Source organism: Chryseobacterium sp. JAH (assembly GCF_001507335.1).
Lineage (GTDB): Bacteria > Bacteroidota > Bacteroidia > Flavobacteriales > Weeksellaceae > Chryseobacterium.
The window spans coordinates 19,480-43,954 of the sequence record NZ_LMAH01000009.1 but is presented as its reverse complement, the minus strand read 5'-3'; the positions used below and the strand labels follow the sequence as shown (position 1 = coordinate 43,954).

Here is a 24,475-nt window from a genome sequence, read left to right as displayed (position 1 = left end):
ATTATGAAAGTGCTCGCATTGAAGGAGGGAAACTTTTCTGTCAACAAAGAAAAAGAATTTGTGTTTCTCGATGAATTTTCAAAAGGAATCAAAATGTCCATTCAGCCATTTTTGGTGATGACTGGAACTGAAAATATCCTTTTAGATGCTGGTTTGGGATGGCTTGAAAATCATCAGCCTAAAATTTTTGCCAATCTTTCAGAGCATGAACTTCAGCCTTCTCAAATTGATAAAATCTTACTTTCTCATCTGCACAAAGATCATATTTCAGGTCTGGTCAATACTTCTGCCGGAAAGTGGATTTTAAATTTCCCTGATGCTGAAATTTATATACAAAAAAGAGAATATGACTTTGCTTTAAGTAAAAGAGGCAGTCTGTCTTTTGATTTTGAAATTCTTGATTTCATCATTAAAAATGCTAAAATTATGTGGATGAATGATGACTCGGGAAGTGTTTCCGATGAGATTACATTTCAGGTAACTGGTGGGCATTCGCCGTTTCATCAGGTTTTTTGGGTTAAAAATGAAAATGAAACGTACTTCTATGGAGCAGACAATCTTCCGCAAGCGGCTTATTTAAAATATCATTTGGCTTACAAAACGGATTTTGACGGTAAAACTGCAAAAGATCAGCGGATAGAATGGGAGATTCTTGCGAAAAAAGAACATTGGAAAGTGCTTTTGTATCATGATTTGGGCAAATCTGTTTTGGAATTTTAATTTTAGCTGACTTGAGCCAGGTCAAGTGGTGCAAAGGGTTTTTATTGAGATTATGACTTTGGAATTAAATCAGAATTGTGTTTATACTGATTTTAGATCAGATTTTATTTCATCTCATCCAACCTTCAATAATATAATTTTTCTGTTTAATTTTATATTCAGAACTGCTGTCTGGATGATACCATAGTTCAATTCTCGCTCCGTACTGATCATCCCAGGATCCTTCATAAATTATAAAATCTCCGGTGTAAATTTTTGTATCTGGTTTTTCGACCACAATTTTCGAACGTTCTGTAATTCCATCTTCAGATAATCTGTCGTTTGAAGTTATTTCAAATGCCTTAATATAAAAATATCCCGATTCTTTAGGTTGATGATTAGTGTAAAAATTATAAATTCCGGGCTGTGAACGTTCTGCTAACCTAAAATCGTTTTGTTTTAAGTCTTTTTCTGTCAATTCTTTTTCAGCAGGAATTTCAAATTTTATATTTTTTGGAATTACTTTATTAGCACCATAGAAATCGGGTGGTGAAAATGCAAGATACATTGATACTGAAAAAAACAGAAACGCAGATGCCATAATTTGAGGAAAAAGAAAGTACCATTTTTTGATTACAATTTGCACAACGGCAGAAATAAGATTCCCTACAATATTTAAATAGAAAATAGCCAAAGACAAATTAATTATTTCATCATTTTTAAGAATCAGTCCTAACTGGAAAATGAGGTAAGGAATTAAGTAAGAAAGTATTGGTACGTACCAAGTGATAAAATATTTTTTCAGGTATTTCATTAGATTTGATTCTGATCAATTGAAATAAAAAGAACTTATGTAAAGATTAAATTTATTTTTATTGAAATCTGTAGATGGTAATAATTTAGTGTTTAACGCTTTGTCTGTCATTCCATAGGAATCTAGACTGCTTTGATTTCTGTGTGTTGAGATTTCTACGGAAAGACAAAGTAACTGCTGATTTAGTGTTGTGAAAAATGTACAGTCATTAAATTTTTTGAATTTCTGCAATAAACTTTTTAATTTCCACAGATTTCTGCGTTCCAATCAACAGTTTCTTCCCATCTTTAAAAACAAGCTGTAATCCCAAATCACCAGAAACAGTATACGCTTTTCCTCTTCCTAAAAAACCCAGTCGCAAACCCCAGCCGCCGTAATCCATCAGCGGAGAATATACTCTGATGTAAGCTTTTTCTATAGATTTCCACGGGAAATATTTAAACTGAAAATGAAATGGGAATAGACGGACTCGAATTCCCAAAGCATCAATTTTAGTTTCCAGTTTGATAATGAAAAACAGAAGGCAAATTAAAAAAGGAACGGCTAGCGTGATAATCAATTCCGCTGTAGAGAAAGATTCTTCGTTTTCGATAGCGTTGTAAACGGAAAATCCAAGCACAAAAACGATAATCAGCCAAAGCCACCATTGTCTGAAGTGTTGTATTTCGTAAAATTCGGGATTCTCCTTCATAAATTTGATTTGAACATAAAAATATGAAATTTCAGTAATAAACTACAATGATTGTATATTCTTTCTGCCTGACCTAGGAAATGTAGGCGTTAAGAAAATTAATAATTAATCCGTAAAAAAACTTCCACTGTCTGAAGTGCGACTGAAATTTTGAGACGAAGAAAAAAATTGAATTCGCGCAAGTTTTGGAAGTTTTAGGATTGATTTTCAATTTTCAGCCGTAATTTCCAGTTTTGATTTTTTGGTTCTTTTACATCAAGGCAAAAGAACATGATGAAAATAAATTAGAGAATATTTTCTTAGAATTATATTGGCTTAATTACTTTAAAAATAATTTAGATTGCAAATGATCTTTTTAAGAAACATTTAAGGTTTAAAATTCATCCATTATTCAGAATATCTTTACTTTTGATAAAACTACATTTTATGTTCGGACAAAATATATCAAAACTGAGTTTAAGTTGTGCAATCGTTTGCATTGCTGGGAATTGTGTGAATGCACAGACTTCAATTCAGGTGAAAAATACTCAGGATTTTGCAAGAAATGAAATCGTTTCTGTTTCAGCGAAGCAGTTGAAAGCATTTTTAGGGAAAAATAAAGCGGAAGATTTAAGAATAAAAGATGCCCAAAACCAATATCTTCCCATTCAGTGGATCGATAATGACGGTGACGGGAAAAATGATGAACTTCTTTTTCAGGCGAAATTAGATGCAAAGAAAACAAATTCATATACAATTTTAGCAGATGCCAACACGCCGGTTCCTGAAAGTCAGATCACTACTTATTCCAGACTGGTTCCGGAAAGGGTGGATGATTACACGTGGGAAAACGACAGGGTAGCTTTCAGGGTGTATGGCCCAAAAGGACAGGCTGAAGCTTTGGCGAAAGTAAAGGGAAGCACACTTTCCAGTGGAGTCGATATCTGGTTTAAAAGAACTGAAAAATCGGTCATCAACGAATGGTACAAAGGCTATCTGACAGATCCGATGTATTATCACAAAGACACGAGAGGAGAAGGTTACGATCCGTATCACGTTGGAGACAGCCGTGGAACGGGCGGAATTGGGATGTGGAAAGATGAAAAACTGCAGGTTTCGCAGAATTTTGTGAATTCAAAAACTATTGCTGAAGGTCCGTTGAGAACCGTTTTTGAACTGACGTATGCTCCGTGGAGTGAGTTTGGAGTGAAAGAAACCAAAAGAATTTCTCTTGATTTAGGTTCCAATTTTTCTAAGTTCGAATCGAATTTTGAAACTGAAAAACCTGTTCCGAATTATACTGTCGGAATTTCTCTTCATAAAAACGAAGGCGAATCTAAGCTGAATGACAAAAATGGGTACTATCTGCACTGGGAAAAAATCGATGATGCCTTTGTGGGCGAAGGAATTGTGGTAGATCCGAAAACTGTTCAGAAATCTGTAGCTTTCAAATCTGAAACGCCGGATCAGAGTAATTTGCTGGTTGTAACAAAACCTCAGAAAAAACTGACCTATTATGCAGGATTTGCATGGCAGAAAAGCGGACAGATTCAGACACAGAAAGATTGGGAAAATCTTTTGGAAAAGCAGGCGAAAATTGTTGCCAACCCGTTAGTAATTACGATTAAATAATTAAAATAATAATGAATTTAAAATTCAAAATAGCATCATTCTGTTTAATAACAGCCACATTTTCTGCTCAGGTAAAAGATACTTTGGCCGAAAAAATGATGGTCTATCAGCTTCCGAACGGTGGTTGGGGAAAACATATGAGCAATAAAAAAGAGGTGGATTATAAGAAAAAGATTGATCCTAAACTTTTAAAAATCATTAAAGCTGGAGACAACAATCTCGCAACCATTGATAACAACGCCACCTCGAAAGAGATTAACGGTTTGATTAACGCATACAGCACCACAAAAAATCCTGTATATCTGAAATCAGCAGAAAAAGGAATTGAGTATTTGCTTTCGATGCAGTACGAAAATGGCGGTTTCCCGCAGTATTTCCCGAACTCTGCGATTTACAGAAAGCAGGTAACGTACAATGACAATGCGATGATTAATGTGCTGACGATTCTGTACAATATATCTGAAGGAAAAGAAGGCTTTTATGCGGTCAATTCTCAGTTGAAAGAAAAGTCGAAAGTGGCTTTGCAAAAGGGAATTGCATGCGTTCTGAAAACTCAGGTTCTGCAAAACGGTAAGCTATCCATCTGGGCAGATCAGTATAATGAAGTTACTTTAGTTCCGGAAAAGGCCAGAGCTTTTGAACCAATGTCATTGGCCACAGGAGAATCGGTGAACATTGTGAAATTTCTGATGTTGCAGCCTGTCACTCCCGAGATTGAAAAGTCTATCAAATCGGCTGTTCAGTGGTTTAAGGAAAGTAAAATTGACGGTTACACTTACAATGTTTCGAGAGAAAGTGAGAAGGCCATCCGTACGCTGAGTAAGAAAGAAGGTTCGGCAGTTTGGGCGAGATTTTATGATATTCCAACCAATAAACCGGTTTTCGGTGATCGTGATGGAAGTGTGAAATTCAATTATGAAGAGGTTTCCGAAGAGCGCAGAATGGGCTACAGCTGGTACAATGAGGCGGGAACTAAACTGATTGAGAATGAGTTTCCAAAATGGCTGAAGCGAAATAAATTGACGCAGTAATAAATAAACCTCATAGGTTTTCAAAACCTATGAGGTTTGATAGAAATAAAAATCCTGATGCAAATATGCGTCAGGATTTTTTATGTGATTGTCAAAAGCAGATTGAGACATCAAACTAAAGCTCAAACAATGTAAAGCAAAAATCATGACAAAACTACTTCAACCATTCCCAACGCTTCGCCCAATCCAGAAGAATATCATTTTTCCATTTTGAGATGGTTTTTCCACCCTGAAATTTTCCTTCATACAGTTTCGGATCAGACTGATCAGAAAACCAAGTATTTCCTAAAGGAATATCGGTAGGGTTTTCCTTTCCCGGCCAAAGATTGACAATATTTAATTTCCCTTCATGACCGTTCAGTTCAGGAATTTCTGATACGAATTTGTAACTCAAAACTTCTGCACCTTTCGGGACGTACTTCAAAGAATAATTTCCGTCACCAAGATAAGAACCCGCCCATTTCTGAACATCTTTTTTGTGCATCGTTTCCATGTGAAAAGGTGCCGCGACAGGATTTTCATTTAAAACGGGACCTTTAAAACGAAACTCTATTAACGAACAAAAAGCGATGTCCTCAGAACTTCCTTTGGCACCGTCAATAATAACCTGCGCACTTCGGTTGATCTTTTCAAAACTTCCGCCCCAACTTTCTCCAGTGGGATCATTGGGGTTGCCGTGCATCAGATAAAAAAGGGTAGGACTGTCACCCATTTTGATCTCGCCTTTATAATAATTTTTGAAATCTTTCCCCATCGCTCCGTAACCTTTGATGTATTGGTCATAATATTCAGTGCTTTTCAGAATATTAGGATCATCATTTTTTGAGAAAAAAGCATAATAGGTCGAATTGGCTTCAATAAACCAAAGATCAGGAAAGTTTTTCGTGATGTAAGAATAGGAATTGGCACTCCATTTTTTGTTGGGTCCGCCGATCCAGTAAATTTTAATTTTATTCTGAATATCCGGAGCATCGTGCAAAGCCTGAGCAACATCTTCCAATCCGCCCCAAACCAAAACCCAAAGCGGCTGAGTTGATTTTTTTCTGGCAGATTTGATAATCCATTCTGAACCTTCGGTAGGTTTTGAATATCCTTCATAAGGTGCATTTCCACGCAATCCCTGCTTAGAAACGGACCGCAGATATTTTGGTGTAGGAAAACCTGAACTGTGTTTTTTTAATTTTGGAAGATCTTTCTCGTACAGACCAATCATTTTTAAAATTTCATCTTTGCTTCCGTTTCCGAAAGACGGTGAAGAAACCAAACCTTCAATATTAAATTTATCCGCATACATCAGCAAATGGATCATCGACTGATTGTCATCGGGATCGGTTCCGCCAATGTCTGTGCTGATCAGGATTCTTGGTTTTAAATCCGAAGATTTTTGAGCTTTTAAGCTTGTGATGCCCAAAATTATAATTAAAAAATAAATAGCTTTTTTCATAACTGAAATTAATTTTGGTTGGAAAAATATTGCTTAATCTTTCCTGAATGTCAACATATCTTTTTAGCAATTATCTGTGACGATCTGTGACGATCTGTGGGAAACCTACTTTACATTAAAAATATAAACCTTTCCTTTTTCAGTTTTAAAATCAAACATTTCCGTTTCCGGAACTGCAAAACCTTTCAGCTCTGCTTTAGCTGATTTCAAAGGAGTTTTAATTACATCAACCTGGTAGTATTCGTTAGTATTTGCTCCTTTTGCTGAAATGAAATCTGTTTTAGATTTTAAAGTTAAATTTTTTGCCACTCTGATCCTTGCATTTCCGCCCAAAGCAGATTTTATAATCAGTTTTGTCAATTTGGAATTTTTCCAGTCCATATCGATTTCAAAACCACCTCTAGCTTTCAGACCTTTCACAGAACCGCTTGGCAAAGCATCGGGAAGAGCAGGCAACAGATAAATGTATCCATCATAACTCTGCAACAGCATTTCTGCAATTCCCGAAGTGCAGCCAAAATTACCATCGATTTGAAATGGCGGATGTGCATCCAATAGATTCGGATAGGTTCCTCCGGATTGGCCTTTGCTTTCCATCGGAGCAGGAGTTAACTGGTCTGAAATCAATTTAAAAGCACGGTTTCCGTCCAGTAATCTTGCCCACCAGTTTACTTTCCAGCCCATCGACCAGCCAGTGGATTTGTCACCACGGTAGATCATTGAGTTTTTTGCAGCTTCAGCCAGTTCAACATTTCTCAAGGGCGAGATCTGTCCCGATGGAAACAGTCCGTACAAATGAGAAATATGTCTGTGTTTATCATCAGTTCTGTCCATATCGGTAAGCCATTCCTGAAGTTGGGCATGTTGCCCGATCTGCATTGGAGGAAGTTTTGACAAAGCCGTTTTTATTTCGTCCGAAAGATTTTTATCCTGATTTAAAATTTTTGAAGCATTGATGAAATTATTAAACACATCAAAAACCAACTGATTATCCATCGTGGTTCCCGCTGTGATGCTTACATTTTTAAAATATTTATTTTCCGGCGACATCGATGGGGAAACCACGAGATGCTTTTTTGAAGGATCCTGTTGAAGAACGTCTAAATAAAACAAAGCACAACCCTTTAAAGCTTCGTAATTTTTCTTTAGAAATTCTTTGTCTCCGGTGTACAGATAGTGGTTCCAGACGTGTTGGGTCAGCCACGCTCCGCCCATCGGCCACATTCCGTAGAAACCGCCATCCACGATTCCTGTGATCCGCCACAAATCGGTGTTATGATGCATATTCCAGCCCCTTGCTTTATACATCTCTTTGGCAGATTCCTGTCCGGTAACCGACAGATCCTGAATCATATCAAACAAAGGCTCGTGCATTTCGCTGAGGTTGGTATTTTCCGCAGGCCAGTAATTCATTTCGGTATTGATGTTGACTGTGTATTTGCTGTCCCAAGCAGGATTCAGCTGATAATTCCAGATTCCCTGAAGATTGGCGGGTTGCGTTCCCTGTTGCGATGAGGAAATCAAAAGATAACGGCCAAACTGAAAATACAAAGCTACCAAATCCGGATCCTGTGAATTTCCAAATTCTTGAATTCTGATATCCGTTGTTTTATTTGAATGTTCCGTTTTTCCTAAATCTAAACTTACCCGCTTAAAATATTTTTGATAGTTGGAGATGTGAGCCTTCAGTTCAGTATCATATTTTTTGTTTAAAGCTTTATTTAAATACTGTGAAACTCTTACATCCGGATTTCCCGAAAGATCATTGTATTTTTTAAAATTGGTTGCAATTGAAACATAGATCACCACTTCATCGGCTCCCGAGATATGCAGCTGATTTTTTGTTGAGGTCAGTTTTCCACCTTGTAAAACAGGAAATGCGACGGTTTTAAAATTAATTTTCCCGATCTTATTGTCTACCGAACCGCTCGTTCCATTGATGACCAATTGATTTTTCTGGGTGAAAATTGAATTGATTTTGTGTGGAGTAGAGGCGTTGATATTAAAATTTAAACTTCCTTTTTTGCTGGAAGTCAGTTTAATCATGATCACGTTATCGGCAAAAGAAGAGAAGGTTTCACGCTTGAAAGTTACACCGTTTACTTCGTAAGAAACGGTGCTGATTGCTTTTTCAATATCTAAAGTCCGTTGGTAATTCTTAAAGTTTTCATGACCTTTAAAATCCAGAAACAAATCGCCCATCGTTTGGTACGGCATTCCGTAATTAAGATCTTTCGGTGCCTGTCTCGGATAGGTTTTGTTGGTTAAATCCTGTGCTTTTTCAAACTGACTTTCATTGATCAAACGACGGACTTTCTGAATGCTGTCGAATGTGTTTTTCGGAACATTATTTCCAGGTTCTCCTGCCCAGATGGTTTCTTCATTCAGTTGAAGATGCTCTTGGACTGCGCCACCGAAAACCATCGCTCCCAGTCTTCCGTTTCCGATTGGTAAGGCCTCGTTCCAGTTTTCTGCGGGTTTGCTGTAGCTTAGTTTTAAATTTTGCTGTGCAAAAGTTGAAACAGAGATCAACGTTCCACAGGCGAGTAAGATTATTTTATGTTGAATCAGTTTTAGCATTTTATAATTTTTTTTATTGATTTGATTCGGTGCTATTTTTAACGGTTCTGTTTTGATCTGTATTATTTTAAGGATCAAAGAATAATCGATGAATTGATCTAAGCTGATGTATCTTTCAATATAATTTATTTATGGCTGATATGTTTTCTAACTTCATCAGCGATTTATCGCAACCTCTACTTCTTAAAATAGAATGATTTTAGTCAAAATCTATACGTTTAAATATTACTCGTTACCCATCACTTATTTCCCAGCCAGTCCGCGCAAATTTTCTTCCAGTTATCCGTCAGTGCAGTTTTATTAGAAATTCCAATATTATGCTCGCCTTCCGGGAAAATGAGCATGGCTCCTTTTACTTTATTTTTAATCATCGCTTCGTAATATAAAATAGAGTTGATAACGGGTACAGCATTATCATTTTGAGCATGAAATAAAATGGTCGGCGGAGTTTTTTCGGTCACGCAATTCTGCATTGAATATTCTTTAATCTTTTCATCGGAAGCATTTTCTCCCAAAAGATTTACACGACTTCCTTTATGAGCAAATTCGCCCAGATCAATCACAGGAGAAACCAAAATTGCAAAGTTGGGAACCGTTGAAATGCTTGTCCATTCGCCTTTCAATTCAGTATAATCAGTTGAGATATTGCTTACCATTGCTGCAAGATGTCCACCAGCTGAAGTTCCTAAAACTCCTATCTGGTCAGGTGAAATTCCATACTGAGAAGCATTTTTTCTGATTAATTTTATTGCGGCCTGAATATCCTGCAACGGACCGATTTCTCTTTGTTTTAAATCTGGAGACGTCGGTAATCGGTAGTTTAAAACAAATGCTGAAATTCCTAAAGTGTTGAGCCATTTTGCGTAGGAATATCCACCAAGATCATAGGTCAGATGTCTGTAACCACCACCTGGAATAATGATGATAGCCATTTTTTTTCGTTCTTCTTTGGCTGGAAGAAAAGCGAACAGTTCAGCTTCCTGAATTTGGGTAATCCGGCCTTCTTTTTCTTCAATGATATTTAGTTTTAAGCCTTTGGAATTAGGCATTTCACCTTTCGGCCAGACGGTTATTTTTTGCTGGGATGAAATTTGGATTCCAATAAATATGCTGAATATAAAGATGAAGTTCTTCATTGCTGTTTTTTTTAAATCTGAATTATTGACACCTCTGAGAGTTAATGAAAAATTTTGTTTTGATTACAAATCTGCAACCCGACTTGAACGGAGCTCTTTTTACGAGGAGCCATTGGGCTGAGCTCAGGATGTGACGAACAAAAAAAGCGGGAGTGGAAGGCGGAATAGCTGCCCAAATCAACTTCTCACAAATCATTCTTATTACTCATTATTTGTTACCAATACCCTCAAGCCAATCTGCACACAGTTTTTTCCAGTTTTCATTAATCGGATCTTTGTCGGTTACAAAAAACCGGTGTCCGCCTTTGGGGAAAATAAACATTGCACCTTTTACCTTATTTTTCGTCATTGCCTTGAAATACAAAATGCTGTTCATCGGCGGAACGGCCGTATCATCCTGATTATGAAACAAAATCGTTGGTGGTGTTTTCTCAGTTACCAGATTCTGCATGGAAAATTCCTTAATTTTTTCGGGAGAAGCGTTTTCGCCCAGCAAACTGTTGCGGCTTCCTTTGTGAGCATATTCGCCCAGATCAATAACCGGACAAAAAAGAATGGCAAAATTTGGAATGGTGGAAATGTTTTCCCAGTCACCTTTTAATTCTGTGTAATCTTTAGAAATATTGCTCGCCATTGTCGCCAAATGTCCACCTGCTGAGGTTCCCACTACGCCCACCTGATCGGGAGAAATTCCCCACTGTGCCGAATTTTTTCTGATGTATTTGATGGCAGCCTGAATATCCTGCAAAGGCGCAATTTCTTTTTGAATTAAATCGGGTGAAGTTGGCAATCTGTAATTTAAAACAAAAGCCGAAATCCCCAAAGTGTTCATCCATTTTGCAATCTGAAAAGCACCTTCATCGTACGTCAGTTTTGAGTATCCTCCACCGGGAATGATGATGACGGACTTTTGATTTCTCTCTTTCACGGGAGGCAAAAAGACGAATAGTTCTGCTTCTTTTAATTCTGCCAATTCTTTTTTCTTCTTAGTTTTTGAGGCTATAATTTTGGAATTAGGCATTTCCCCTTTTGGCCAAAATAGAAGTTTTTCCTGAGCAGAAACTTGCGCAAAAAGTAAAATAATTAAGATGAAAATTGCTTTCTTCATAACTTATTTAAAGCTTACTGTTAAAAAAACCTAACAGTTTTTTAAAACCTGTTAGGTTTGAGTATTTTGAATTTAGCCAATTAAAAAATCTTCTCTAAACGGTGTAAATGCATCAATCAACTGACCTGCTTCCAGACATTTCACACCATGGAAAATATTAGGTTGCGCAAAAAAACCGTCGCCTTTTTGCAGGATTTTGGTTTCTCCGTCAACGGTTACTTCAAATTTACCTTCAGCAACATAGGTGATTTGAGAATGAAAATGCTGATGTACAGCTCCATTAGCATCTTTTTCAAATTTAACGATGACCATCATAACCTGAGAATTGTATCCTACAAACTGTCTGGAAACACCGGCTCCCAAATCTTCCCATTCGGTATTGCCATCGAAAAATAGTTCTTTTTTGAAATTCATTTTATTCTTTTTTGAATTTTAAATTTGTCTGTACTTACCTTGTCATACTTTAAGCATCTAAACTGTGAAAAACTACGCAGAGATCCTTCCAGGATGACAAATTGACTTTTGATTTCTCTCGCAGATTGAGCAGATGATTTTTAATAATCAATCTGTGAAAATCTGTGCGATCTTTGGGACATTATTTAATATGTTTCTCCAGACCTGTCTTTAAGTTCTTTAAAGACTTTGTAGCCAGTTTGGCAACCGTTTCTGCTCCCAGTTTTGATAAGTGCGTGTCGTCGGCTTTGTCTTTGTCGTAATATGCATTTTCACCAGCCTTGAAATGAAGGTGTAATAATTTTGATTTTTCCGGGCCTGCAGCAATTTCCATCTGTTCGGTCAGTAACTGCATGTCTACAAATGCAACTTTCATATCATTCGCCACCATTCTTACCACCAAAGGATAATCGGTGTGGGTATCGATTAAGACTCCGTTTTCGTTGAAGTTTCTTCTGGTAATGGAAGTCATCAGAATGGGTGTTGCACCTTTTGCACGGGTTTCGTTCACATATCTTTCAAGATTGGCTCTGTACTGCGTGTGTGGATTGGTAAATTTCGTTGAATCTTTCAGTTTCTGATCGTTATGTCCGAACTGAATAATTACGAAATCACCTTTTTTCAATTGTTTTTCAACTTTGTCCCAGCGGCCTTCTGTTCTGAAACTTTTAGAGCTTCTTCCGTTCATGGCGTGGTTCTGAATTTCAATTCCATTGGTCATAAACTGTCCTAAAACCTGTCCCCAACCGTGTTCCGGATTTTTATCGGGATTGTCTTTATTGGACATCGTGGAGTCGCCGATTAAAAATAAGGTTGGTTTTTTCTGAGCTATCGATAATGCTGAAATTATGATGCTTAGGACTAAAAGTATTTTTTTCATTTTTAAAATTTTTATTTAAATGTTCTTTTGTCTTGAAACAAAAGAACCAAAAGTTCAAGACTTGGAAACTTCCGCTAAAAATTCAAATTTAATCCTAAAATTTCCAAACTCGTGCGGATTCAAAATGGTCCATCTTTAGATAATCTTTGCCGCACTCAGACAGTGGAAATTTTTTAACGGATTAAATTTAAATTTTCTTAACGCTCCATTTTCCTATGTCGATTTGCGAGATAAAGATTACCAATTACTTATTACTCACATCCGGATTCCAGTCTCCGAAAATGTTTTTGATGGTGTATTTTTTTGCTACCTTTTTTGTCAGCTGATGCGACCAGGCTACACGGTTTTCGGTTTTTCCGCCTTCGCCTTTGCTTTTGTATTCTGCGTAGTAGGCAGTTTTGTCTTTGTCCGGGAACATTTTGTCGCCTTTCCAAGGGTTCCAGCCTTCAGGAAGGATGTGGTTGCCCATTTCGGTATTGATGAAAACGGTTCTTGCGTAAGATCTCCACGGTCTTCCTAAAAATACTTTGTTGATGCCTTCTTTGGCAATTAATTTACAGTCAAAAAATACATAACCAAAACTTTTAGACTGATCAGTTGATGCAGCCGTAATGTAAGAATTGGCTAAACTTTTTATCGTACAGTTTTTGAAAACAACGGTTGCCGAACCGAAAATAAAGTCGGTTGTTCCTTCAATAAAACAGTTTTCATAGTATTGTCTGCTGTGATTTCCTCCAGTGTAAACAGTGTCCTGACATCCCAAAATATTGGAATCTTTGACGATAAAACGGTCACCTTCCACATGTAACGCAACAGCTTGCCCCTGATTGCATGAAGCATTTTTAATGGTCAGATTTAAAATTTTAACATCATCTGACATCACCAATAGGGTGTATGAATTGAAAGTTGTCATTTTCTCATTCAAAGCATCCAGTTTTCCTGAATAATCATCATTGGAGATAATTGTATTTTCTTTGCTGTCACCCTCTAAAGTGATTTTATGTTTTGAGGATGGAATGACGATTTTCTCATTGTACGTTCCTGCTTTTATTTTAACCAAAGCCTCACCCGGACCTAAATCTCGGATCGATGTAATGGCTTTTTGAATAGAAGTGAATTGTCCGCTTCCGTCTTTTGCAACTGTAATTGTGATGTAGGGATCAGTTCCAGCCAATAAAAAATTGGTGATGGGAATGAAGAGTATTAAAAATATTTTTTTCATTGAAAAATTATTTTGCTTTAATGTTCTTTTGTCTTGAAACAAAAGAACCAAAATTCAAGGCTGGATTTTTCCACTAAAAATTTAAAGTAAATCCTAAAATTCCCAAATTGACTCTCTCTGTTCGTCGAACCGCTTCGCTAGGTTTCGTGCGGATTGAAAATTTCATTTATTTAGATAATTTTTGCCGCACTCAAACAGTGGGAATTTCTTAACGGCTTTATTTTAAATTTTCTTAACGTTCCAAACTCCTAAGCCAATTAAACGGTGAAATTAACCTAACCTTTGCCTTGACTCACATTATTTCAAAGTCTTGTCTAGAAAATCCAGAGTCAGATTTAAAGTTTCTGTGAACCATGGTTCTGCAGACCAGAAGGAGTGTGGAGTGTCTTTGATTTCGTAAAATTCTGTAAAGGTATTGTAGCTTTTCAGTTTTTTCATCATATCATCTCTTCCGGCGTGAAAACGTGGTTGTGAAGAATTGATAAAGAGAGTGGGAGGCGTATTTTTGTCCACGAATTCCAATGGCGAAGCATCTTTCCAGATTTCAGGATTGTCTTTGTGGGCATAACCCAACCAAAAAGCATCGTAAGTTCCTTCTTTACCCGATTCTTCATGAATAAATGAAACGACACCGTCTACATTCACAATCGCTTTTATCTTTCCTTTAGATTTTACTCCAACCAAAGTGGCGATCTGTGCACCTGCTGATTCGCCTAAAATTGCGATCTTTTTGGTGTCTACAGAATATTTCTTTTTGTTTTTCTTTAAATATTCAATGGCATTGTTTACATCATTAACCGCTGCTGGATATTTTGCTACTTCGCTCAATCGGTAACCTACTGCAATGGCTACATAACCTTTGGCGGCTAATTCCTGAGCCATATATTTTTCGTTTTCCTTACTTCCCGAGATCCATCCTCCACCGTGAACCATTGCGACTGCAGGGTGTTTTTTTGATTTGTCAAGAGGGTAGTAGATGTCGGCTTTCAGGGAAAGTCCGTTGATGTTGGCATATTCTACATCTTTATCGATCCCGATGTTGGGCGGAACCGGTCTGTTCAAAGGAGTGATGAACGGATGTTTCTTTTTAAGTTTTTCGTATGTTGCTTCGTTTGTGTAAGGAGTAGCATTCGGCTTTGTCTGACCGAATGCTGTTGCTCCTACAAAAAAAACAAAAAGAAAATATAGTTTGTGAAAACTCATTTTTAAATTAATTTGATTTTGTTCAACCGCAACTTTTTAGTTTAACCACAAAAGTCACAAAAGATTCTCGCAATTTTTAAGTTTAAAACATTGAAAATACAAGTTCAAAAAAGCTTGTGTTTCAATTTCACCAAAAATCTGTTGACAAATTAGAAAACTTGAAGTTTTTTAACTTTGAAAATATTTAAGATACATGAAATTGAAAAATTAAAATTCTCTTCTATATTGAATCTTAAATTTTAAATCTTGAATCCAAAAACCCGAATCCAGAATCTCAAATCTCAAACTTCAAATCTCAAATTACTTCACTGCATTCTTCGCAATCTCTTTCGAGATGCTCAGTTGCTCACCTTTTACATCTTTCGGAAGTTTTACCGATGTGGTTTTTGCTCCTAAAACTTTAATGGTTGGTTTTTGAATTGATTCCAGCTGAAGGGAAGAAAGATCTACGTTTTTACTGTTGTAAATTGTTGCTCCAGTTCCTTCAGAATATTTAAGTTTTACGTTTTTAAGCTGAATTCCGTCTGCGTCTACGATGCTTAGTCCTTTTTTAGTTTCGAACTGAGAATCTTCAATCACGATATTTTTAAGGTTCATTTCAGCCAAACCAAATAAAGTAATCGCTTCATCAGAATTGGTTGCCGTAATATTTTTAAAGTAAATATTTCTGAAAACCGGCGTTTCCTCAGTCACTGGATATGTTTTTTCCGGAGCTTTGTTTCCTTCCGCTTTTTGTCCGTCCTCCAAAACCGGAGAAGCACCTTCGTAGAACATATTGAATCCGATCGTCTGTGTCGGAATGTTGATCATATCGATGTTTTTGATATAAATATTTTCAACTACACCACCTCTTCCACGGGTTGTCTTGAAACGGAGACCGATGTCTGTTCCGATGAAAGTACAGTCTGAAACGTGCATATTTCTAGCTCCACCAGACATTTCACTTCCGATTACAAAACCACCGTGACCGTGATATACCATGTTGTTTTTGATGATCACGTTTTCAGTAGGCATTCCTCGTTTTCTACCGTCTTCATTTTTTCCTGATTTAATGCAGATCGCATCATCACCCACGTCGAAAGTATTGTCGTAGATCAGAACATTTTTACATGATTCCAAATCAACACCGTCACCGTTTTGAGAATACCAAGGGTTTCTAACGGTAAGATTTCTTAAAATTAAATTGGAAGTCATCAATGGGTGAAGGTTCCATGCCGGAGAATTCTGGAAAGTCGGGCCATCCAAAAGTACCTGATCGCAACCTACGATGCTCACCATTACCGGACGAAGGAAATCTTTCACAGATTCAAGTTCAGATTTGTTGATTTTATCGGGAACGTTGAAACTTGAGCTGCCTTCGAATCCTTTTTTGTAGCTTTCAGAAGGGTACCAGGTTTTTCCGTCTTTAGAAACTATTCCGCCTGATGCAACGAATTTTTTCCATTCCACTTCAGATAATTTCGATTTTTTCACGGCTCTCCATGCATCACCGCTTCCGTCGATCACACCTTTTCCTGTAATCGCAATATTTTTCGCATTTCTCGCAGAAATCGGAGACTGGCAACGGATGGTATTTAAACCTTCAAAACTCACGTCTACCAAAGGATAATCGCTCTTGTCTGTGCTGAAAATAATCATCGCACCGTCTTCTACATGAAGGTTGATGTTGCTCTGCAAAACGATGGGTCCGGTTAACCAAAGCCCTCTTGGAACCACCAGTTTACCGCCACCTTTTTTTACCAAAGCGTCGATTGCCTTTTTGAAAGCTTCTGTATTTTTCACACTTCCCCCTGCAACACCTCCGAAATCTTTGATCGATACGGTATTTGTTGCGAAAGAAGTTTCTGCCACTTTTGGCATTTTAAACTCAATTCCCTTATAAATATCTGTATTTTGTGCGTAGAACTGTCCCGAAAACATCATTGCCGCGACAAGACCTATTATTTTGAATGACTTCTTCATTATTTCTTTATTATTTAGTTTTAATTATATTTTTAAATTCTGTGAACACCATCTGTGCCACTACTTTTGCCCCTTCCGGCTGAAAATGGGTGTTGTCTTTATTGCCTTTCGGATATGCTTCATAAACGCCTTCCGGAAGATTCATAAAGTAATGACTGCTCACATAATCCTGACCTTTTTTGGTGAAAAAATCCATAGATATTTTGTTTAAATCGATATGCGGAACATTCATTTCCTTAGCAATATCGATTGGAGCCTGCCAATATTCACCATGTACATTTTCCAGTTTCCCATCTTTCCATGGGAAGTTTCTTGCAACCGGAGTGATGATAATGGGTTTGCCACCTTTCTGAATGGTTTGAGTAACGAATAATCTTAAAAATTCTTTGTACCCTTCGATATTCACGTAGCGTTCTGTATGCTTTTCTGATCCGTCGTTGTGACCGAACTGCATCATCACGTAATCGCCGGGTTTCAAATTTTCATAGACATATCTCCATCTTCCTTCCTGGAAAAATGTTCTTGTGCTTCTTCCGCCGTGTGCACGGTCGATGATTTTTACCGAATCTTTTAATGACGTTAAACCTTTCAGACTGTCTTTCACAAAAAACGGCTGAAAAACCTGTCCCCATCCTGTAACGGGATAACGAACTTTCATATAATCTTTGCCAGGCTCATAATTTCCTGTGTAATCAGCCATTGTAGAATCGCCGATGAGGAAAATGCGGGTGACTTTTTTATCAGATTTATTTTTAGCAACGGCATTTTGCGACTGACATGACGACAGAAGAAATGCGGCAACTAAAAATAAAATGATATGATTAAATGTTTTGTTCATTATTGAAAGTATCAAGCACAAATTTTTTAAACTTTTGATTTCATAAACCTAACGGGTTTTCAAGACCCGTTAGGTTTCGTAGCCTTTTTACTCCCGCAGACTCAGCAAATCAGACAGGATTTTCTTTAATATTCATCTGTGAAAATCCGTGAGATCTGTGGGAAATATCTAATTTTTTGTTATTCTAAAATATTCAAAATCTGCGTACCCACCACGGTTTGCTTTCTGTGTGCTTACAGAATATAACCCTACTTTCGCACCAATCCATTTTCCTGGTTTTGCCTGAAACGGTTCGCCCACTTTAATGAAATTTTTTCCGTTTTCGCTGTAACTGAACGTGCAAATTCCGTTTGGTTCGCTGACATTAACTTTAAAATAGGCTTCGTTTCCTTTTAATTTGGTTTCAAATAAAACTTTTTCCTCGCCGCCTTTTTCAGCTTTTTCTGCTTTTCTCAACTGAACATAGTATCCATCGGTTTTATTGGTGATGACAAGCGATGCATGATCCATTCCCATTACCAAAAGTCCGGCAGTTTTTCCTTCCTTGGCATCTTCGGGAGTCAACTTAACTTTAGTGGACGCCACAAAATTCGGAGCCGGAAATTTTTGGGTTAGAAGATTCGGAACATTCCAAAGGTTTTTATCGTTTTCGCCCATTTTCATGGAGAATAGTCTCAGGAATTTTTGTCCGGGAAGTTTGGATGACCAAACGATGTTTTCGTTGGCGCTCCATTGCCACTGTAAACCTAATTTTTCACCATCAAACTCATCAGTTTCGGCTGGAGTTACGACAGGATAGGTTTTCCCTACATTTGGCTTTTTATAAGTTAAAACAGGTTCACCGATTCCGTTTTTATCGTTGTCGATTCCCATGACAGGCCAGTCTTTCTCCCATTTCATCGGCTGCAAATGCACGATTCTTCCTCCTGCATCCACGTCCTGAAAATGGTAGAACCAGTCTTCCCCTGATGGCGTATCCACCCAAGCTCCCTGATGCGGACCGTTGATTTTCGTTTTGCCCTGCTCAAGAACTATTTTCTCTTCGTAAGGACCGTAAATATTTTTTGATCTTAAAACCAGCTGCCAACCAGTGGCCACACCTCCTGCAGGAGCGAAAACGTAGTAATAGCCGTTTCTTTTGTACATTTTCGGACCTTCAACTGTCGGATGAGCATCGTGACCGTCGAAAATATGAACACCTTTATCCAAAACTTTTGTTCCTTCAGGATTCATTTTGTTTAAAGACAAAATACTTTTCACACCGGCACGGCTTCCTGCCCAACCGTGAACCAAATAGGCCTGTCCGTCCTCGTCCCAAAACGGACAGGAATCAATTAAACCTTTTCCTTCCATGACCAAAACGGGTTCGTCCCATTTTCCAAGAGGATCTTTGGTTTTTACCATGTAAATTCCGAAATCCGGATCGCCCCAGTAAATGTAGAATTCACCTTTGTGGAAACGGATACTTGGTGCCCAAACGGCGTCACCTCTTCTCGGAACGGAGAAATGCTCTTTCGGTAAAACATCCTGGATTGCATAGTTGACCAATTTCCAGTTGACCATATCTTTTGAATGAAGAATAGGCAATCCCGGAGCTTCGTTGAAACTTGAAGCGGTCATATAATAATCATCGCCAACGCGCGTAACGTCTGGATCTGAATAGTCTGCGTATAAGATCGGGTTTCTGAAATTTTTCCCCTGATCGGCAGTCCAGACTTCTGAAACGTAGGGTTTTTCCTGTGCATTCAGATAAGAAGATGCAATGGAAAATGCGGTGATTGAAAGTATATTTAAAATTTTGTTTGTCATAAAATCAGATTTTTGATCTGGGTTTTAAACGCGATGGCGCTAGGTTTTTTTTAATGCGAACGAATATTTTTCGTTCGCAAAGGCGCTCTGCCAAGCAAAGGTTTAATGTTTAAAATTTTATTTCTCAAATTCTAAACTCGCCAAAATAAATGGTCCTGTTCCTTTTCCGTCATTCGAACGGATTTCTTCATTCACGTAATATTCGTAAGAACCGTCTCTGTAAGGTTTTCCTCCCAAACCGGCAACAGCACAACATTTATTTAAATTTACAACGCCATTTTCATCAACTGTAATCAGATTTTTGATGATTCCGTCGTAGCCTTTTTTAGCAGCAGCTTTATATGATTTTGGCAGGTAACCTTTGTTCACAGATTTAATCATCGTGTAGACAAACATCGCTGAAGCAGTCGCTTCTTCATAATTTTTGTTCGCCAATGGCTTATCTAAAACCTGATACCAAAGCCCTGATTTTTTATCCTGATATTTGATAACTGCGTCAGAATAAGATTTGATGTAAGAAATAATTCTCGCTCTTCCCGGATGACCTTGAGGTAAATAATCTAAAACATCTACCATTGCCATTCCGTACCAACCCATCGCTCTTCCCCAGAAATTTGGCGAAAGTCCGGTTTGTTTGTCTGCCCATGCCTGTTCTTTACTTTCATCCCATGCGTGATACAGCAATCCTGTTTTTTTGTCTAAAAGATTCTTCTGAACTGAGTCGAACTGCATTACGATATCATCATACGCTTTTGCAGCATCAGCACCTTTAACAAAATCTTTTGTATAGTGCGTATAGAAAGGCATTCCCATGTACAAACCATCCAGCCAAACCTGATAAGGATAGATCTTTTTATGCCAGAAAGAACCTTCATTCGTTCTTGGCTGCCCGTCTATTTGCAAACGCAAAGTTTGAAGCGCTTTCAGGTACTTGTCTTTTTTCTCTTTTTCGTAAAGATAAAGTAATACGTTTCCGCTGTTCAGCATGTCGATGTTGTACTTGTCAAGATCGTAAGTAACGATGGTACCATCTTCCTTGATCAAAGTTTCGCCGAAACCGCTGATGTAATCGTAGTATTCTTTTTTACCTGTTTTGATGTAAAGCTGCTCAGCTCCGTCTAACACAATCGCTGAAGGATAGGTCCACTTAGGGCTTTTGCTGAAATCAAGCATCCAAGCTTCAGGGAATCGCTGCATTTCTGAAAGCATCATTCTTTCAGACCATTTCAGGTTGGTAGGAACCACTTTTCCTGATTTTGCAGTTTGGGTTGTTGCTTTTGCAGCCGTTGCTGTTTTTGTCTGTGCACAGGCAAGGAACATTCCTGAACCTAAAACCGCAACAGCATATATTTTTAATTTTTGATTAATAAAACTCATTGTAAGTCAATTTTAAAGTTGATTGTTATTATCTAAAATTTCTAATTTTTTATCTAAATCTTTGTAGAATTCTTCTTCAGTTTTAATTCCGTTTGGCTCTTGTGACCAAGCTCCCATAAAGTAATACGAAACATTTTTGGTCTTTTTGAAAACCACCACGTGCGTTGATTTGGTTTTTACAATTTTATCTAAATTTCCGATAGGGTAGAAGATGACCATTCCTAGATTATCTTCTTTTTTAGCCAAAGTCTGCGTTCCGTATGTTGCAATGTAGCCCCATTTTTTGTTTTTACTGACCGCCTCTTTCATGGGAATATTTTTAAAAGCGACAATTCCGGTACATAATCCTGAAATTGTTTCATTTAAATTTAAATCAACCTTCACAAAACGGTCTCTGTTGAAAATTGTCAGCTTAGACTGAAGGTCAACTGCTTTTCCCCAAGTTTTCCAGCCTTTATAATCGATGGTTGCGAAAGATTGATCACTTTGATTAATAACTTTTGCGGTGGTGGTTTTTACGGTTTTAAAAGTTTCCACAAAATCATTCTGCTCATCATATCTGCCGTAAGAACCGACTCCGATGGTACGGCCTGATTTCAAAATATCCTGTCCCCAAGGTGCATCGTGATGATAGGTTTCAAAGCCGTCCTGTCCGACGTCCGGCAATACCAAAGTATTCACCTTTTTTCCGAAAATATCTGTTGCATTTCTCCAGTCAAGGTATAATCTGTAACCGATTTGATTGTTTTCCAAACCGATTCCTTCGTATCTGATGTAGTAAGAATGATCGGTATGTTCGGCCGGAAGTTGTAATTCATTGATGTTTTTGAAAGTTCCGCCGATGTACTCGTTGCCCTGCCATTTTCCGCCATCTTTTATTGATAATTCTGCGTAGGAAAAAGGTGCTTTCGGGTTTTTGCGGATTTTCTCAATCACATTTTTTTGTGCGAAAAATGAACCTCCAGCGAAAACAGCTCCCGCCAGAAGTATTTTGAATAGGTTTGATTTTATCTGTACTGACATTATTTTTTATTTTAGATAACCTTTAAGGCTGAAAGTTCAGTGACTACCGCTGATTTTTGGTTATTTTTTTAACGAGGTCATTCATAAAAATCTCGATATTATCATAGTCTCTATCTAAATCTTTTCCGTTAGCATTGGCCGTTTTAGGGTCAAGATTATTTTTAATTTCCCAATCATCGGGCATTCCGTCGTTGTCTGAATCAATAGAAGCTCTTCCTGGTTTTAAATCAGGAAATCCTCCAACATCTTCCTGAGAATCGATGATTCCGCTGTCACTTCCAAGCGAACCTTTGTGAGAGAACGTTCCATTTTTTACATGTTCCAAAACTCGTAAATCTACAGCATCCCTCACCAAACTTGCGCCTCCGATTTTTAATATTTTTTCGTAGGCCTCCTTTGGAGATTCAGTTGTCACATTATTTTGAATATCATGTGGCTGATTTATTTTAATTGAGTTTTTATCAGCATCTGTCAACTTATAAGCAGGTTTCATTTGATTGAAAACACCCAAATTCCAGTTGTCTGCTGTAACTTCCGGACTTCCCTCTACAACATTTCCGTTGATGTAATATTTTCCCCAGATATTGTAAACTTCGGTTCCTTGTTTTTCATTTTTATCAATTGCGACAATTCTCTTCTTGGTCATTGTTGCAGGACCTGGTTTATAATAATTGTTGACCATATTCACATTCATCCCTTCACCTCCGTAGACATTATTGTGACCCCAATTGTAAATGACATTATTTCTAAAATCGGTTAGATCGGTCAAAGCAAATTTACTTCCCGCATATTCTCCCAATCTCGGATTTCTGCTGTCGTGATTGGCGTAAATATTATGATGAAAAGAAGCGAATTTTCCTCCGGCAATTCCACCGTATCCATGAGCGCCTTTTTGGTGCGCTGAATTCCTTAGGCTTTCTGTAATCACGCACCACTGAAGCGTGGTATTTTCATTGACATAAATGGAAACTGTCTCGTCGGTAGACCAGCTCATCGAACAGTGATCGACCATTAAATTTTTAATAAATCTCGCTCCAAAAGCATCACCTTCATACTTTTTTTTATCACCCATTCTGAATCGCATATAACGAATGATCACATTGTCTGCTGCGACAAAAGTTTCGTAATTGGCAACGGTAATTCCGTCTCCGGGAGCAGTTTGTCCGGCAATCGTAACGTCGCCTTCTTTTATTCTTAGTGGAGATTCAAGAAAAATAGTTCCGGCAGTTCTGAAAGCGATATATCTCGGTCCCTTTTGTTCTAACGCGTGTCTTAAAGTTCCTTCTGTACCGTCATCTGTCAATTTAGTTACGAATAATACTTTTCCGCCACGTCCTCCTGTGGTAAATCTTCCAAAACCTTCTGCCCCGGGAAAACTGATCAGCTTTACTGAAATGATGGTGTCATCAGATTCGGCTGAAGTGTTTACCTGGCTTGTACAGCTTTGTAAAGATAAAAGTCCCAAAAGGATTAGTGAAGAAAAATAATTTTTCATTTAAATTTTTTTTGAGATTGGTGAGTGGCTTTTTTAAAGTTCCAGTTGTCTTTTCCTGACAGAATATTTTTAGCAGTATATTTTTTACTTTGTTCTTTCCTTAGTTGATGTGACCATGGAACTCTTTTTTCAGCATTTGCTCCCGGACCTTTAGAATTATATTCCGCATAAAAAACAGTCTTCTCAGCATCAGGTTTAGACCAGTTATGCCAACCTTCAGGTTTTATTGTGGAATCGATTGCACAATTAATATAAACTGTTTTTGCAAATTGCCTCCAGGGACGACCCAAATATACAGAATTTGCCTCTGCATCTCCTGTTAAATTACAGTTAATAAATACATATCCGAACTCATTTCCTTCAATCGTAGATGCGGCGGTAACGTAAGATGCATTTTTTTTGGAGTATAGCGTACAGTTTTCAAAGACCGCAGTTCCGGCTCCGAAAATATAGTCGGTCGTTCCTTCGATGTAGCAGTTTTTGAAATAATTTCTGGAAACTTTAGTTTTATCCGGATTATCCTGTGCGCCTTTGGTATAAAGTGTATCCTGAAATCCTAAGAATTTACAGTTTTCAAAAGCAATTCGGTCGCCTGTCGTTAAAACAGCAACAGCCTGCCCCACCGGACCGGCATCGTTTTGAAATGTAATATTTTCAGCTGAAAAATCATCGGAAAAAATAAAAATGCTTGATGAACCTGTTGTTCCGATGTTTTTACCTTCAGCATTCTGCTTTGAAGCGTGGTCACCGTAAACTATTATGGTGTTTTCTGGGCTTTCACCTATTAAGCTTATTGGGCTTTTTACGGCGTCAACAATAATTTTTTCTCTATAAGTTCCAGGCTTTACAATAATTTTTGTTCTAATTGTTTTTCCTTCTTCGACAGAATTAATGGCCTGCTGAATGGTAGTAAAATTACCTTTTCCGTCTTTCGAAACGATGATGGTTTTAACCTCATTCACCTTGAAAGAAAGAAGACTGATTAAGACCACCGAAAAAAACGATAAGAATTTGATGTTCTTGTAAAAATTTGAAATCTTCATCGATTTTAATTTTCATTAGGAAAATACAGACTCGCTCCTGTAATAGGAGAAAGTCT

General features: G+C 37.7%; 20 protein-coding genes. 3 read left to right on the top strand and 17 right to left on the bottom strand.

Annotation, left to right across the window (positions count from 1 at the left end; all coding sequences use genetic code 11):
- Positions 1-3 precede the first annotated feature (3 nt).
- Entirely contained in the window at positions 4-720 is a 717-nt protein-coding gene (locus AR685_RS15965; protein WP_059125174.1) for an MBL fold metallo-hydrolase, read from the top strand.
- A 109-nt stretch (positions 721-829) separates the two neighbouring features.
- On the opposite strand, the gene AR685_RS15960 is transcribed toward AR685_RS15965, so the two are convergent.
- Both AR685_RS15960 and AR685_RS15950 read right to left on the bottom strand, forming a co-directional pair.
- The gene (locus tag AR685_RS15960; RefSeq protein WP_059125173.1) at positions 830-1,513 is read right to left on the bottom strand and encodes a hypothetical protein; all 684 of its coding nucleotides are present in this window, start codon (positions 1,511-1,513) and stop codon (positions 830-832) included.
- Between the two features lie 208 nt (positions 1,514-1,721).
- Complete coding sequence (locus AR685_RS15950) at positions 1,722-2,204, bottom strand: hypothetical protein (RefSeq protein WP_059125171.1); 483 nt, start codon at positions 2,202-2,204, stop codon at positions 1,722-1,724.
- A 426-nt stretch (positions 2,205-2,630) separates the two neighbouring features.
- Here AR685_RS15950 and AR685_RS15945 point away from each other — a divergent pair, with 426 nt between their 5' ends.
- A complete protein-coding gene (locus AR685_RS15945) occupies positions 2,631-3,815 on the top strand; it encodes a DUF4861 family protein (protein WP_059125170.1) in 1,185 nt (394 codons plus the stop codon).
- Positions 3,816-3,826: 11 nt separating this feature from the next.
- Positions 3,827-4,846, top strand: a complete 1,020-nt coding sequence (pelA, locus tag AR685_RS15940) for a pectate lyase (RefSeq protein WP_117584648.1) — start codon at positions 3,827-3,829, stop codon at positions 4,844-4,846.
- Between the two features lie 154 nt (positions 4,847-5,000).
- On the opposite strand, the gene AR685_RS15935 is transcribed toward pelA, so the two are convergent.
- The 15 genes from AR685_RS15935 to AR685_RS15865 all read right to left on the bottom strand — a co-directional run bounded on the left by AR685_RS15935 (position 5,001) and on the right by AR685_RS15865 (position 24,419).
- Positions 5,001-6,290 carry a nucleoside hydrolase-like domain-containing protein gene (locus AR685_RS15935; RefSeq protein WP_059125168.1) on the bottom strand — a complete coding sequence of 430 codons (1,290 nt, stop codon included), beginning with the start codon at positions 6,288-6,290 and terminating at the stop codon, positions 5,001-5,003.
- Between the two features lie 105 nt (positions 6,291-6,395).
- Positions 6,396-8,870, bottom strand: a complete 2,475-nt coding sequence (locus AR685_RS15930; RefSeq protein ID WP_059125233.1) for a glycosyl hydrolase family 95 catalytic domain-containing protein — start codon at positions 8,868-8,870, stop codon at positions 6,396-6,398.
- 239 nt (positions 8,871-9,109) lie between these two features.
- Complete coding sequence (locus tag AR685_RS15925; protein WP_059125167.1) at positions 9,110-10,006, bottom strand: alpha/beta hydrolase; 897 nt, start codon at positions 10,004-10,006, stop codon at positions 9,110-9,112.
- Positions 10,007-10,214: 208 nt separating this feature from the next.
- Positions 10,215-11,114: an alpha/beta hydrolase gene (locus tag AR685_RS15920; RefSeq protein ID WP_059125166.1), complete on the bottom strand. Its 900-nt coding sequence runs from the start codon at positions 11,112-11,114 to the stop codon at positions 10,215-10,217.
- 72 nt (positions 11,115-11,186) lie between these two features.
- Positions 11,187-11,528 carry a cupin domain-containing protein gene (locus AR685_RS15915; protein ID WP_059125165.1) on the bottom strand — a complete coding sequence of 114 codons (342 nt, stop codon included), beginning with the start codon at positions 11,526-11,528 and terminating at the stop codon, positions 11,187-11,189.
- A 181-nt stretch (positions 11,529-11,709) separates the two neighbouring features.
- Entirely contained in the window at positions 11,710-12,447 is a 738-nt protein-coding gene (locus AR685_RS15910; RefSeq protein WP_059125164.1) for a rhamnogalacturonan acetylesterase, read from the bottom strand.
- Positions 12,448-12,691: 244 nt separating this feature from the next.
- Positions 12,692-13,669 carry a pectinesterase family protein gene (locus tag AR685_RS15905; RefSeq protein ID WP_059125232.1) on the bottom strand — a complete coding sequence of 326 codons (978 nt, stop codon included), beginning with the start codon at positions 13,667-13,669 and terminating at the stop codon, positions 12,692-12,694.
- 297 nt (positions 13,670-13,966) lie between these two features.
- The gene (locus AR685_RS15900; protein WP_047442334.1) at positions 13,967-14,872 is read right to left on the bottom strand and encodes an alpha/beta hydrolase; all 906 of its coding nucleotides are present in this window, start codon (positions 14,870-14,872) and stop codon (positions 13,967-13,969) included.
- Between the two features lie 300 nt (positions 14,873-15,172).
- Positions 15,173-16,834 (bottom strand): glycoside hydrolase family 28 protein, encoded by a 1,662-nt coding sequence (locus tag AR685_RS15895; protein ID WP_059125163.1) that lies wholly within the window; start codon positions 16,832-16,834, stop codon positions 15,173-15,175.
- A gap of 10 nt (positions 16,835-16,844) precedes the next feature.
- Positions 16,845-17,672, bottom strand: a complete 828-nt coding sequence (locus tag AR685_RS15890; RefSeq protein ID WP_059125162.1) for a rhamnogalacturonan acetylesterase — start codon at positions 17,670-17,672, stop codon at positions 16,845-16,847.
- A gap of 168 nt (positions 17,673-17,840) precedes the next feature.
- A complete protein-coding gene (locus AR685_RS15885) occupies positions 17,841-19,481 on the bottom strand; it encodes a glycoside hydrolase 43 family protein (protein ID WP_059125161.1) in 1,641 nt (546 codons plus the stop codon).
- Positions 19,482-19,598: 117 nt separating this feature from the next.
- Positions 19,599-20,858 (bottom strand): glycoside hydrolase family 105 protein, encoded by a 1,260-nt coding sequence (locus tag AR685_RS15880; RefSeq protein ID WP_059125160.1) that lies wholly within the window; start codon positions 20,856-20,858, stop codon positions 19,599-19,601.
- Positions 20,859-20,870: 12 nt separating this feature from the next.
- Positions 20,871-21,881 (bottom strand): DUF4861 family protein, encoded by a 1,011-nt coding sequence (locus tag AR685_RS15875; protein WP_228376451.1) that lies wholly within the window; start codon positions 21,879-21,881, stop codon positions 20,871-20,873.
- 43 nt (positions 21,882-21,924) lie between these two features.
- Entirely contained in the window at positions 21,925-23,376 is a 1,452-nt protein-coding gene (locus tag AR685_RS15870; RefSeq protein ID WP_059125159.1) for a polysaccharide lyase family 1 protein, read from the bottom strand.
- Positions 23,373-24,419, bottom strand: coding sequence for a pectinesterase family protein (locus AR685_RS15865; protein ID WP_059125158.1), 1,047 nt, complete (start codon positions 24,417-24,419; stop codon positions 23,373-23,375). Before AR685_RS15865 ends, AR685_RS15870 begins: the two co-directional genes overlap by 4 nt.
- Positions 24,420-24,475: the final 56 nt, after the last annotated feature.